This window comes from Ferrimicrobium acidiphilum DSM 19497 (assembly GCF_000949255.1).
In the GTDB taxonomy this organism is placed as follows: domain Bacteria; phylum Actinomycetota; class Acidimicrobiia; order Acidimicrobiales; family Acidimicrobiaceae; genus Ferrimicrobium; species Ferrimicrobium acidiphilum.
In genome coordinates this window covers 36,901-49,695 of the sequence record NZ_JXUW01000022.1, presented here as the reverse complement: position 1 = coordinate 49,695, position 12,795 = coordinate 36,901, and the positions used below count along the sequence as shown (strand labels likewise).

Below are 12,795 nucleotides of genomic sequence, written 5' to 3'. Positions count from 1 at the left end.
CTCCTTGAGGTATTCCTTGATACGAGAGTGTTTGTAGAACGCGTTGATGGTGACATCGGTTCCCCGTGTTACGATCCTGGTTGCGAACTCAGCGTTGGTGTTCTTACGGATCTGGCGAGCAAAGATTAGCTTGACTTCATCTGGGCGGCCGATGTCGATGTTGTCGGCCACGGTTGACTCGAAGAAGGCCCGGGCTCGACGAGGTGCATCAAAGACGATAGTGCGAGAGACCTCGATCTGACGCATTGACAACTCCCACCAGAAACCGGCCAAACGGTCTCTATCGTCGAGTGGGATTGGGATGACCTGCATCCAACGGTGGAAGAACTCCTCGATCTGGTTTGGACCAAGACGGTTACAGAGAGCTTGAAGAGCTACAGAGTCCTCACAGGAGGCGAACCCATTGGCTAACTCCGTGAATCCGATACCTGCTTTGAGCGCTTGACGTTTCGCCCATTCGTGTCCGTTGACCCAGACCTTTCCCGGATAGGGGAAGTACGAGCAGATCTTGATGAACCCGGCTCCGAAGTCGGCATCCATGAGATAGAAGTAGTAAGCGGTGACTCGTCGATCAGCCTTTGCGAAGGTGAATGACGGAGCACCCCCAGACGAGTCCTTCCTCTTGGTTGCGCTAAAGACTGATTGAAACTCCTGGGCTACTCCGATTGCTACTATTCCAGGTTCAGTTGCAGCCTTGAGGTAGGGCTCCATGACCTGGATGTGGCGCTCACCCTTCTTAAAACGCACAATAGGGATGTTGTTTGTCGTTGCAAAGCTCCGAACGGCCTCTCTGAAGCGATTCCCCATCTTCTCCATGATGGCCGGAGAGGCAATCGGCATCTTTCGATGATCGCGCAGGAAGTAGACGACTTGACCTGGCATTTGAAGCTTGGGCACATAGACGTTCAAGTAGATCCGGTCGAGACACTCAAGATCGAGAATCACATGGCTATCGAGGAGATCGTTCACGTTTGCAACGTCGCCCACACCCCACCCCCAAACGGTCGGTCAGGTTTTGTCCTGATACCGGTCATGATAGAGAACCTGCATCATTATCCACTCACTCGGCGGTCCGAGGTTTGCCTCATTAGACCACAGGTGTTGGCACGAACAGGTAAATTTGAAGACGCCTAGCAGAGGGGCTGTAAACTGTGGCAAAAGTAGCTGATCCATGAAGAGGAGCCAGATGCGCAGGAAGAAGTCTGGATTGCCTCCAATACTGAGGATCCAAACGCAACAATTGTACGACCATCCATCGAGCACCCTCGGCATTACACCTCTTGAAGTGTGGTTCGATTTCGGGCCGACAACGCCCGCGGGAGTCACTTGGTGACACCTTCTTCAATCTCATTCAACTTTCGAGATCAGCGTTCGCGTCCATCAGGCACCGAACTTGCTCCTCGCTGGCGCGGTGTTCTGCACCTTTGCGCTCTTGGGGTCGCACTACCGGCCAGTGTCGCACTGCTAACCAAGGATGGGGCGAGCATTGGTGTCATTGTCTACTTACTAGGTTTGATTGCCCTCTATGCAATCAGTGCTGGCTACCACCTGCTGCCAGTTTCGTCTATAACACGCGAACGGCTCCGTCGGGCTGATCGTGCAATGATATACCTATTCATTGCTGCCTCTGCTACGCCGTTCTTTCTTCTCGCTGGGACTGGATGGCTCTTCGACCTTGCACTAGTTGGAGTTTGGATTGGTGGTACCAGTTGTGCTCTGCTCACGTGGATCGGCGTCATGCCGAAGGGCGTTATCAGCGGGCTGGCATATATCGCGCTAGGCTGGCTCGCGGTGATCACTCTGCCACAGGCGATTCATAACCTGAGCGCCACCGAGATCATCCTATTTATTGGAATGGGAGTCATCTACAGCTTAGGAGCTGGTGTGCTTGGGTTTCGATGGCCCGATCCCGCCCCTAAAGTTTTCGGCTACCACGAAGTTTGGCACGCCATGGTCGTCCTTGCGAGCGCATGCTACTTCGTGGTCGTCTGGTCGCTAGCCGCTCCTCATCATGTATAGGTGAACAGCTTTCTGGTCACTAACAACCGCTAGCTCAGCCCACGTAGTGCAACTACCTGGGACCATAGGTGGATACAGGACCGCCAAGAAGGCAGCGCCGACAACTCCGCTCTGCGAGCTAAGCATATCGACTGGCTATTAGATCTTTGTGATCAGGCTGAACATCTGACTCAATAGACAGGAGATAGACGAGCTAAGTGATTATCCGGTGCCGTCAAGCGTTTCCAAGCGTGCCAATGCGCCATCATCTTGGATCCTCTTCGGTGTCAACACTAGCACCGAGGAGGGAGTTCAATCCCTGTGTCACCAGCAGAGTAATCTCCGAAGAACTCATTCCAACTTGAACGATCAGTAATGTGGTGACAACAGTGATCGTCGGACGATTCCACGGTAAGTGCAACATCGGGGCTCGACGTCCGGCAGGCCATGCTTCATCGGTATTCTTTACGGCCGCCAAGAGGATAGGAGTTGCATATCTAGAACTCATGATTCCCACTCCGCGCTTCAAATCCCCTAATCCAGTAGAGCGCTGCGACAAGGGAACAATCCGCCCTTCTGGAGCGATGGTGATGACACCACCGTTGTGCAAAATCTCATGGGCTCTCTTGACGGCGAACAATGCACTTCGACCATGACCCGCAGGAATCGCCCCCACCAGTCTCAGCGCTCGGCCTAGAACCGGCCTGGCGAAGAAGTCGCCCCTGACGAAGGGATACGGATACACACCCCATCGCCGGAATGCGACGGTGCCTACAAAGAAGTCCAAAAGACTACGATGGTTGCTCGCTATGATCACGCCCCGATCCTTGACCGACTCGAGATCCACATCATCGATATGCACCTTTGCTATGACCGAGAGTGCGATGGTTGTCAGAGCAGCACATATTGCGAGGGCTACCTTGTGGGCGCGTATATCTCTCAGCAACATACAAAGCGCCTTTTCTGTAGGCAAAACATTATCATCGAAAAAGTAGTTTCAAGTCATTCGTCCAAGAACTATGCGAATCGTAGAAACGATTGAACGCCGCCTTCGCAGTTTAGCTCGCCAGGGCGACCCATCGATGGGCGGAGTATTTAAGACTGCTGAGATGATCAAGCATGGCCAATACCGATCCACCGTAACAATGCTTGCCCAGGAAGCGGCTAAGTGACCACCAGAAACGCCCAAGTCAAGGAGCGAAGATCGCGAGATCAGCCGATTCACTCCCTGCGGGTGAGTCAAGAAGATCCTTGATGACAGATTCCTACGCGCAAATGGAAAACCAGAACGTCCTAGTAGATTCTTCGGCTCTCGCTCAATGGCTAAAACTCCAAGCAAGCCACTACAACACAGGTTAGACATGAGAGGTGGGCACCCACCGACTCGTTTCAGCTTCGTCTCCATCGGTAGGACGGAAGGAACTGAAGCGGCTGGAGAGCGAGAAGAAGGTAAGTGCCTATGAACGCGCAGGTGCTTTGGAGCGGACTCAGAGGTCATTGCCCGCGTACGAGAGGTTAAAGCTCTTGTTAATCAACGGAAAATCTGCCACCATCGCGCCGCGAAGTGAGATTGAGACGGCTGGCCAGTTGAAAAACGACGGATCGACCACCTTTGCTCGTATGATTCTGCCGTGATCTACGACGATCCGATGCGTAAGTCTCCCTCTCCAACTCTCTAGACAGGCTACGCCTGTGGCTCGTTCCGTCGAGCTACTTATCGAGATTGGCACCGAGGCTGTAACGAAACTCTCTAGGAGCAATGCTGATTGCGCGAGTTCAGCTAGCACGCTACGAAGCTGGAAGATCCGTACCTCTAGACGTGCCGCGACGTCTCCGGAGCCTATAGAAGCTGCACCTGGAGTTTGCTGGCTGGGGTCGTAGCCGGTGTTGGCGACGATGTTGTCGGCGCGAGAGGTGTCGATTGTTGGAGCCACTACTTCAGCGTTAGGAATCCCAGAGGCTAACGCTACATAGCCAACACACCCGATAGCCCTTGCATCGATAGTACTCAGGATACCGGTGCCCTTTAGCCTGTCCATCGCCATGACGTTCGAGAGAAAGATCTCCACAATCTCATCCATCTCCTTGGCGAGCCGTTCGAAGAAGAGTGGATCCGGTGGTTCACGGAACGCTACTCCACCGAGCCTGATCGCTCCACGGAGCAGCCGGTGACCCGTCAGTCGCCGATTCTCACGCAGTGCGTACTCTCTCTGCGTGCTGGAGAACGAGTTGACGATGGAGAAGGCGACGTCATTGGCGATTGCGCCTATGTCGCTGATGAGGTTATGCATCTGCTCCATGTTGAGCAGGTGCTGGCGCGCTAGCCTCGTGAGTGGGTCGATCTCGATGCCAAGCGCGTCTTCGATAGCCTCGGTCATCGCGAGTGAGTGACCGACAGATGAGTCACCTGAGATCTTTTCAGCGAGAGTAATCGCCTCTGGAAGGCCGACGCCCTCGAAAAGCTTCTCAATACCACGATGAACAAACCACAGGCGGGCCTTCATTGCGATGATAGACTCGCCAACCGCCGAGAATCGAAAGTGGCCCGGCTCGATGATTCCGGCATGGATGGGGCCAACCCCGATCTCGTAGACTGCATCGCCCTGGACCTCAAGGAAGGGGTAATCACTCCGATCGGGCAAGGTACCCAGGTTAGGAGGTGCATCATGGAGTAGCGGGTGATAATCTTCTGGCCAGTGGGCATGTTTTACGAGACGAGCCGGGCGCGGATGCCCAACAAGGATGACACCGAATTGGTCAGCAAGCTCACGTTCGAAACGACCGATCGAGAAGTCGAGATTCGCCATGGAGGCGAGCCTGGGCTTGGAGCGATCGAGTTGAAGGGTGAACTCGGAAAATAGGGGCTCGACGCCGTTGACTAGCAGATAGTTAATCTCAATGACACCCTCTGATGGTCGATCCTCCCCTCCCACCATGGCCACTCGAGCACCGTTCGCAAGAGCGTGGGCCAACACAGGGGCAATATCTCGAGGTGAACAGCTTGTGGCTGGAACGATTGAGGACATACTCACACCTTCTGAAGGATTGACGAGGCGGCCTGGACGATGATATGGGTGGTGGGGGTGCCAACGAGTCCTACCACAGCTGCGATTGAGGTCGCGATGACAACTGGATGCAAGGATCGAGTCTGGAGCGTTCTGAGTTTGGTCGGCAGTGGGTCCGACAACGTGAGTGCGAGGCCAGCACGCACTAGGCCAATCGAGGCGATCAGCAGAAGTAACACCACAAGTATCGCAGGGAGAAGGTATCCGGCCCGCACTGTTGCGGTGATGATTCCCGCCTCACTCCAGAAGAGCCCAAATGGTGGCACAGCAAGCAATGCGATGAGTGCAAGGAGGAAGCCGCGGGCGAGATGAGGGTGAGTCCGCAACATGCCCGCGATGTCTGCGATCCGATGTTTGCTTGTTACCTCTTCCATTTGGCCCGCAGCGATAAAAGCTGAACTCTTCGCGATGCCATGGACAAAGATGTGTAATAGAAGGGCTGCTATGGCTAGCTCAGTATTGATGGCGATGGCGATGGCGATCAAACCCATCTGTTCCATTGATGACTGGGCCAGCATTCGCTTAAGCTCTTGTTGGCCGAAGATTAAGAGAGCCGCAACCCCCATGGTGAGAATACCAATGATCAAAAGGAGCAGTCGCGCATAGGAAGGACCGAGTATCGCCGATGAGAGCTCGGTGACACGAAGTACGACGGAGGCGGCTACTGAAAGAAGGACGCCAGACATCATGGCCGAGATCGGTGCCGGGGCTTGAGAATGGGCATCCGGCAACCAGGTGTGAAAAGGCACCAAGCCCGCTTTGGCTCCAAAGCCAACGATACAGAGACCGATACCAATGCGAAGAATGCTCGGGTTCAACTCCTTAGCGTGCTGCAGGAGTACGTTGATCAGCAGAGCCTGCGATCCTGGGATCCCTGCTTTGGTGGCGCCGAAGTAGATCACGACGACGCCAAGTAGAGCAACTGAGAGTCCGAAGGAGCAGATGATGGCGTACTTCCAGGCGGCTTCGAGGGATTTTGGCGTCCGCTTGAACCCGACGAGGAAGGTCGTTGACACCGTCGTTGCCTCGATAGCGATCCAGGTGATGCCGAGGTTGTTCGAGACGACGGCTAGGACCATGGTGAGGGTGAAGAGATTAAAAAGACCCCAGTAGAGTCGCCACTTATGATCAGCGACTGGGTCGTCGAGAAGCTGATGACTGAGATAGGTCCTGCTCGACGCCCCGGAGAGGATTGCAACCGACCCGATCACCAGCAATAGGATCCCTGCAAGTGGGTCGAGCCGGAAGTTGTTCGCCATCAGAACAGTACCTGGGTGCACCAGCAGGACAAGAGCCCCAGCGACAAGGATAGAGGCATCCACAACGAGGGTACCTATCCAAGTGAGTCGGTGTGGTGCGTGTAGAGTGGCCGAAGCAATTGCCAACAGAGGGAGACCCACTACGACGCCGAACAGGATAAGCGCCATCACCGTTCCCTCAACTCCGAGAGATCGTCGATGTCTGTACCTTCGAATTTGATCACCATTCGGTTTGTCAACACCGCCAGAATTAGGACGACAAACACTAGATCAAGACCGCCACCGAGCTCGAGTATGAATGGCACGCCAAGGGTGGCGAGGAACCCGAAAGCGTCAATCCCGTTGTCGATCATCAGGAAACCGATGATCTGCCCGATTGCCCGACGCCTCATGAGCAGCACCTGAATTCCGAGGAATACTAACACAAGGCCGATAAAGCTTGACTGTCCTAAGGTTGTAGAGGTCGCTCGCGTGAGGGGTAAGAAGACCAGGTTGGCGATTACGGTGAGAATGCCCGATAGCAAGAAGGAACTGGCGGTGTTGCGCACCGTGGATGGATCTTGCTCCGGTGGAAGACGCTTCACGGTTCGCATCAGGAGCCCGGGGAGGAGAAAACCCCGTATAGCAAGCTCAATGACACCCGCAACGGCCAGCGCCACCGAGTGCTGCTCGATAGCCAGCAGCAGTGGTAACATGCCAAGTCCTATCCCCTGGATTCGTAGGATGACCGTCTGGGCGCGGAGATCTCTAAATGCAGCAATCAGAATGCCAGTGAGAAGGAGCAATGCCGGACACAGTTGAATCAGAATGCTCATCTCATCGCCTGCTCACGAAGAACGAGATCATGATCGAAAGGAATGCGAAAATGAACGATCCAGAAAGTAGTTCTGGGACCCTCGTTAACCTGATTTTGGTGATCGCAGTTTCGGCGAGTGCGATAAGTGTAGCAAGCAGTAGGACTTTGACGACGAGCACTGTGATCGAGATCACAAACATCGCTACGTTGGCTTGGTGGTTGGCGATCCCGAGCGGGAAAAAAAGGTTGGCTATGAGACCGAGCAGTAATGCGAGTCGGATATCAGATGCCCACTCGATGACAGCAAGCCGTGGGCCAGAGTACTCTAGAAGCATCGCTTCGTGGATCATGGTCAGCTCCAGGTGGGTCGTCGGGTTGTCGATCGGGAGACGTTTTGCTTCTGCTATGACTACCACGACGAAGGCACCGAGAGCCAAGAGATCGGCTGGAGTCAAGAGGCGCCCCGGATCCGACAGCGCCGTCCTACAGATGGCATCAAGCGAGCTAGTGCCAGCAGGGATGGACAGCGCAAAAATCGCGATGAGCAATGTGGGTTCGACAAGCGACGATACGGTGAGTTCCCGCGAGGCGCCCATGCCGCCAAAGGATGTCCCTAGGTCCAGGCCGGCTAAGGCCATGGTAATGTTCCCGAGAAATAGTAGTCCTACTACGACAAAGAGATCGGACGAGGAACCAAGTCCATCTGAAGTAGCGATGAACGGTCCGACGGCTGCGATAGTGAGACTGGTGCCGAGGAGAACATAAGGAGCAAAACGGAAGATCGCACTTGCCCCAGTGGGCTCTATGGTCTCCTTCTTCCATAGCTGGCCAAAGCGTCGAAAGGGTTGTATGACGGGTGCGCCACTTCGTCCCTCAAGGCGCGCATGAACCTTGCGGATCAGGCCGATCGAGACCGGACCGATGAGGAGGAAGAATAACAGTTGGAGGAGTATCGTCATCTGGCAACCAGCAAAATGATGAGGAGTCCGATCGCACCGTAGAGCGTGTACAGTCGCACATTGCCTGCGTGGGCGCGCCGAACCAATCGTGAGCATTGGTCCAGGGAGTCGCCGACGAATCGATGAAGCATGGTGGCAACGATGTCAGTTCTGGAACGTTCATAGACGATCGCGGCGACGATCAGACGGTCTTCATCTGCGTGTGAAGCTGCGGTTTGTTCGTCAAGACGCAGTGCGTTGGCAAAGATCGTCTCTAGAGGTTGCGCAAAGGACGTGCTGTTGTATTGCATGCGGATGCGTGGCTCACCGCCTCCACAGTTCCACAGATCGCCGCTCTTAACTCGGCCATTGGATCGTATACGCAGCTCCACCAGAATGCCGACCGCAATAGTGGCGCAAGCAACCACGATGACGATCACAAGAGGCGAGATGCCACCTCTCAACGGTGATAGCGTGATATAGAGGCCGATGTGAGTCGGCACTCCTTGAGGCAATAGGGCTTCGGCGAAGAGTCGAACGAGCGGACTGGCAAGGCTTGGAAGAGCACTAAAGGCGAGATTAGCTAGTGCGAGGACTGAGATGATGACAGTGTCTATCCAAATTACAAGCCTCCCACTATTGATTGCGGTCGTGCAGGGATCCCTCGGCCGGGATAGAACTCCGATGCCAAACGACTTGGTCATCGCCGCTACCTTTAGGCCCACCGTGAGCGCAAGAATCGCCACTGCGATAGGCATGATCACCCGAAGGAGGGTTGGCGCACTTGGTGGCGTGTGGATGAGGGCCTGCAAAAGCAGCCATTCTCCTATGAAGCCAGCACCGAGGGGGAGTCCGGTTGCGCCAAGGCTAGCTATGCCATATCCTGCGCTGGCGAGCGGTGTTCGGTGGATCATGTCGCCCATATGGTCGATATCGCGCGTCCCAGCCTCATCGATGAGGCGACCGGAGGTGATGAAAGCGAGTGATTTGAAGAGCACGTGTCCAATCAGATGGAGAATCGCCGCAGCCAAAGCGAGCTCTGCGAGGATCACAAAGTGTGTGCTACGAAATAGCTCGTAAGTTCCCAGTGCGGTGATAACGATACCGAGATTCTCGCTGGTTGAATAGGCAAGGAGTCGCTTGATGTCTGCAGAGATCAAGGCGTGTAGCGCACCGTAGGTCGCGGTTGACAGCCCAATGATGATCATGAGAATACCCCACCAGGTGTGACCAGGATTAACGAGGTCAATCCTGACAATCCCATAGATGCCAAGGTTGACCATGCTGGCACTCATCAAGGCTGAAACTGGCGTTGGCGCCTCCGGGTGCGCAAGTGGAAGCCACGAGTTTAGTGGTAGAAGGCCAGCTTTGGATGTGAAACCCAAGAGGCTGAGTACGAAAACCAGACTCGAGAGCGGTGCGACATGTGAGCTCGGCTCATTCAGGAAACCGACCGAGGATTTTGCATTTAGAACAGCGGTCGACGCCAGAATGAGTGCGAAACCAACTTGCGTGTAGACAATATAGTGCAGACCTGCTTTGCGAACTTGAGGGCTGCGATAGTTGGTAAGGACAAGGGCAGCTGAAGCAAGCGCCATAATCTCCCAGAAAAACCAGAGGTTAAAGTACGTCGCCGCCATCGGAACGAGGAGCATGGCGGTCAGGAAGGTTGGCATAAGGCCAAGGGTGAGCTTTGGGACTTGGTGGTGCGAGAAATAGGTACCCATATAGGCAGCGACAGGGAGCCCGATAGCGGCAGTCAACAGATCGAACAGAGCTGAGATGCTGTCGATCTTGAGATGAAGACCCGCAATGGGTAGCAACCATGCGGAGTTAATCGATGGAACGTGTCCCATGAGGGCAAGCACCGCGAGCGCTCCTCCGGCGAGCGCAATCATCATTGTGAGTATTGAACAGCTCACCAGCCATGTGCGATATAGTGACGTCTCAGTATCATTTGTCATTTGCCGCTGAGCCGCCGCAGAGCCTCAATGATGGCTGTAGGATCTGGCGGACAACCCGGAACCATGAGGTCGATTGGGAGGAGTTCGCTAGGTGCTCCTTCTATGGCATAGCTTGGAAGGAATGGACCCCCGTTGATGGCGCAGTCGCCGATGGCGATTAGCTGTTTGGGCGCTGGGGTGGCCGCTATGGTCTGGTGGAACGGGCGCAACATGTTCTTGGTTACCACCCCAGTAATAAGGACACCATCGGCATGGCGAGGCGAGGCAGTCATAGCAATGCCGAATCGCTCGAGATCGTAAACCGGCGAGAAGCAGGCCCCGACTTCGATCTCACAACCATTGCAAGAGCCAACATCTAGATGTCGGAGGTGAACGGAACCGGAGCTAAAGGCCGGAGACGTTTGGACTTTGACTTGAGGAGTCACCGCCTCGCTGACTCTGCCAGTATGAATGATACGCCGAATGAGTTCTTTGAGCATTGGTCAGTCAAGAGTCTCTCTGACAGGACCAGGCATGCTGTCGGGTGACGGCAAGGACGTTTGGAGATCGACGAGGAGATCGCTCTGCTTGGCGAGCACATCGATCAAGATACGCCGGGCGACGGCAAGGAGTTCGATGAGTTCTTCGAACGCAAGCGCATATACCACATTCTTTTCACTGCGCGCTGAGGTGACGAGCCCCTCTCGCTTCAGAACATTCAACTGTTGAGAAAGGTGGGGGGCGTTGACCTCGATTTGAGCCTTCAGTTCGCCCACGTTTAGCGGACCGTTGGATAGCAACTCAAGAATGCGGATGCGGATGGGGTGCCCCATCGATTTAAAGAAATCTGCCTTGAGCTCATAGAGCGGCGTCGCGTGGCTCGTGGCTGAAGTCGACATAGATCCCTTCCTGACGGGGAAATTCTAACACGACTCTCTGTGCACTGAATCATTAAATGCGAAATTGCAAAAACATGCAAATGACTACACTCAACTGGCCAGCACCTGTCCACAGCCAAGCTGAGCTCAGAATTGCCCACTACTCAGGACTATCGTCGTGACACCGAAACAGACAATGCCCAGAGCTTCCGGGTGGGACCCAGAGCTCAACTGAGATCCGTTCCTCCGCAGACGAGACTCCACTAGTCACTTAGGCGGCTTTGGGTGTACGGTGTGAACCCTATCTGATCCCCCGAAAACCGAGATGACTGACCAAACTAGATCTGGGAGGAAATCACATGAAGGGCAAGAAGCACGCCTCTTAGCCAAGTTAGCGGAAGGCTTGGTCGCTGATCACCAAATGCTTAGCCGAGGAGGAGCCGGCGGCTTGGGACCTTGACATCACTGAGACTACAAACCATTGACGTTGCAATACGGCGGTTGCCGATCGAAAAGAGGAAGCCTCGGCCAGAATGCATGCTTACGTTCAAGGCAAATCGTTGGCGCAGCGCTAACCAGGCAGCCTGATATGAAAGATATATCATCCGGTAGGCTAATAACCACAACGGTCCGAGTGGATCAAGCCGCCTGCTGGACGGCCCCAGTAAAGCTGGGATCCTGGCGCGATCGTAGTCTTTGCGTCGCGGTTGTCATACACATGTCTCTGACGAGGGCCACTGACGACACTTATGAGACAGCTTGAAGCGGCCGTCGAATTTGGAAAACCATCGCAACGATGGTTTTCCGAGCCAGAAAGGCAGTTCAATCGGGACATTCTGAACGGGACGGAAATCCGAGACCACCTGGATCACTATGACGCAGAGTAGGCTGAGCGCGACGGATTAACCTGAGAGGAGTGACATGGGGACGAGTGAGTTCTCTGGGATCAGCCACCTCGACCTGTCGGTATCCGACGCCGAAGCGAGCGCGGCCTGGTACATGCAGGTTCTCGGACTACGTCGCCTGCGACGGGTCGACTTCCCGAAGCGCACGATGATCGTGCTGGTCCACGAGCTCTCCGGTCTGGTGATCGGTCTCAACCAGCACCAGGACTTCGGAGGCGAGCGCTTCGATGAGCGCCGTGCCGGGCTCGATCACGTCGGCTTCGCCGTTGAAAAGCGCGAGGACCTCGACAAGTGGCAGGAGCGACTGGAAGCGCTCAGCGTCGAGCATTCGCCGGTGGCCGACACCGACACCGGCTCGGCGCTCGTCTTTCGTGACCCCGACCACATCCAGCTCGAGCTGTGGTGGTCCAAGCCGCGCCAGTAAACAGCCGATGGCATCTCCTCTCGACTGCGAGCGCTCATACTACCACGGGTGGCACGATGACAACACGGCTCACTACCGAGCTAGTCGAGGTCATCTCCACTCAGGCCTAGACGCTCGGGCCTGGCGTCCTCAAGGTCAACTCTCGCTGGCTCGGTCGGTGCCCGAGGCTTCAGCTTGCTCGTAGCGGCAAGCCGGACGATGTCCCTCGATTTCGATAGCCCCACACTCCGAACAGATGAGGTGAGCCCAGCAGGCGGGGTCACCCTCATTGGCACTCACGACTTCAGCGCGGTCAGTCTCATGCTTCATCACCGCTAACCCTAATGGCACAGTACGGCTTCACCAGCGTGTCTCAGGCCTGTCGAGGCCAAAACCGAGCGTCGCGCTGACTTTGAGCGCGGAATGTTCGAGACCATGTCCTCATGGACTAGCCCAACTTCTGGGATCTCTCCGAATTGCTCCAAGGTCGATAGATTGTGGCTCAACGTGTAGGTCGCTACATATGTGCCGCAATCGTCTTGATGTCCGGAATCTCACTACCACCTATCACCATGGAAATTGCACCGGTGTTCCTGGAGTTGTGAACCCT

10 protein-coding genes and 1 pseudogene are annotated in these 12,795 nt (G+C 55.1%); 2 read left to right on the top strand and 9 right to left on the bottom strand.

Annotated elements, in window-relative coordinates:
* Window positions 1–987: pseudogene (locus FEAC_RS10295) on the bottom strand (hypothetical protein); the annotation flags it as partial.
* A 342-nt stretch (window positions 988–1,329) separates the two neighbouring features.
* On the opposite strand from FEAC_RS10295, the gene trhA reads away from it, so the two are divergent.
* Entirely contained in the window at window positions 1,330–2,019 is a 690-nt protein-coding gene (gene trhA / locus FEAC_RS10285; RefSeq protein ID WP_160290379.1) for a PAQR family membrane homeostasis protein TrhA, read from the top strand.
* A gap of 244 nt (window positions 2,020–2,263) precedes the next feature.
* Here the strand turns inward: trhA and FEAC_RS10280 are convergent, their stop codons facing one another.
* The 8 genes from FEAC_RS10280 to FEAC_RS10240 form a co-directional block, all read right to left on the bottom strand.
* Window positions 2,264–2,947, bottom strand: coding sequence for a lysophospholipid acyltransferase family protein (locus FEAC_RS10280; protein WP_035390185.1), 684 nt, complete (start codon window positions 2,945–2,947; stop codon window positions 2,264–2,266).
* Window positions 2,948–3,485: 538 nt separating this feature from the next.
* Window positions 3,486–5,024 (bottom strand): hydrogenase large subunit, encoded by a 1,539-nt coding sequence (locus FEAC_RS10270; protein ID WP_035390183.1) that lies wholly within the window; start codon window positions 5,022–5,024, stop codon window positions 3,486–3,488.
* 2 nt (window positions 5,025–5,026) lie between these two features.
* The gene (locus tag FEAC_RS10265) at window positions 5,027–6,490 is read right to left on the bottom strand and encodes a proton-conducting transporter transmembrane domain-containing protein (RefSeq protein WP_035390181.1); all 1,464 of its coding nucleotides are present in this window, start codon (window positions 6,488–6,490) and stop codon (window positions 5,027–5,029) included.
* Entirely contained in the window at window positions 6,490–7,137 is a 648-nt protein-coding gene (locus FEAC_RS10260) for a hypothetical protein (RefSeq protein WP_035390179.1), read from the bottom strand. Before FEAC_RS10260 ends, FEAC_RS10265 begins: the two co-directional genes overlap by 1 nt.
* A 1-nt stretch (window position 7,138) precedes the next feature.
* The gene (locus FEAC_RS10255; RefSeq protein ID WP_035390177.1) at window positions 7,139–8,077 is read right to left on the bottom strand and encodes a respiratory chain complex I subunit 1 family protein; all 939 of its coding nucleotides are present in this window, start codon (window positions 8,075–8,077) and stop codon (window positions 7,139–7,141) included.
* Complete coding sequence (locus FEAC_RS10250) at window positions 8,074–10,020, bottom strand: proton-conducting transporter transmembrane domain-containing protein (protein WP_052566216.1); 1,947 nt, start codon at window positions 10,018–10,020, stop codon at window positions 8,074–8,076. The genes FEAC_RS10255 and FEAC_RS10250 overlap by 4 nt, the downstream gene beginning before the upstream one ends.
* Window positions 10,017–10,499 carry an NADH-quinone oxidoreductase subunit B family protein gene (locus FEAC_RS10245; RefSeq protein WP_035390175.1) on the bottom strand — a complete coding sequence of 161 codons (483 nt, stop codon included), beginning with the start codon at window positions 10,497–10,499 and terminating at the stop codon, window positions 10,017–10,019. The genes FEAC_RS10250 and FEAC_RS10245 overlap by 4 nt, the downstream gene beginning before the upstream one ends.
* Window positions 10,500–10,502: 3 nt before the next feature.
* Complete coding sequence (locus FEAC_RS10240; protein ID WP_035390173.1) at window positions 10,503–10,898, bottom strand: ArsR/SmtB family transcription factor; 396 nt, start codon at window positions 10,896–10,898, stop codon at window positions 10,503–10,505.
* Window positions 10,899–11,798: 900 nt separating this feature from the next.
* Here FEAC_RS10240 and FEAC_RS10235 point away from each other — a divergent pair.
* Entirely contained in the window at window positions 11,799–12,206 is a 408-nt protein-coding gene (locus FEAC_RS10235; RefSeq protein ID WP_035390172.1) for a VOC family protein, read from the top strand.
* Window positions 12,207–12,795: the final 589 nt, after the last annotated feature.

Coding starts and splice junctions, on each gene's coding strand:
- FEAC_RS10235 (WP_035390172.1), top strand. CDS start 11,799: ATGGGGACGAGTGAGTTCTCTGGGATCAGCCACCTCGACCTGTCGGTA.
- FEAC_RS10255 (WP_035390177.1), bottom strand. CDS start 8,077: ATGACGATACTCCTCCAACTGTTATTCTTCCTCCTCATCGGTCCGGTC.
- FEAC_RS10240 (WP_035390173.1), bottom strand. CDS start 10,898: ATGTCGACTTCAGCCACGAGCCACGCGACGCCGCTCTATGAGCTCAAG.
- FEAC_RS10265 (WP_035390181.1), bottom strand. CDS start 6,490: ATGGCGCTTATCCTGTTCGGCGTCGTAGTGGGTCTCCCTCTGTTGGCA.
- FEAC_RS10280 (WP_035390185.1), bottom strand. CDS start 2,947: ATGTTGCTGAGAGATATACGCGCCCACAAGGTAGCCCTCGCAATATGT.
- FEAC_RS10260 (WP_035390179.1), bottom strand. CDS start 7,137: ATGAGCATTCTGATTCAACTGTGTCCGGCATTGCTCCTTCTCACTGGC.
- FEAC_RS10270 (WP_035390183.1), bottom strand. CDS start 5,024: ATGTCCTCAATCGTTCCAGCCACAAGCTGTTCACCTCGAGATATTGCC.
- FEAC_RS10250 (WP_052566216.1), bottom strand. CDS start 10,020: ATGACAAATGATACTGAGACGTCACTATATCGCACATGGCTGGTGAGC.
- FEAC_RS10245 (WP_035390175.1), bottom strand. CDS start 10,499: ATGCTCAAAGAACTCATTCGGCGTATCATTCATACTGGCAGAGTCAGC.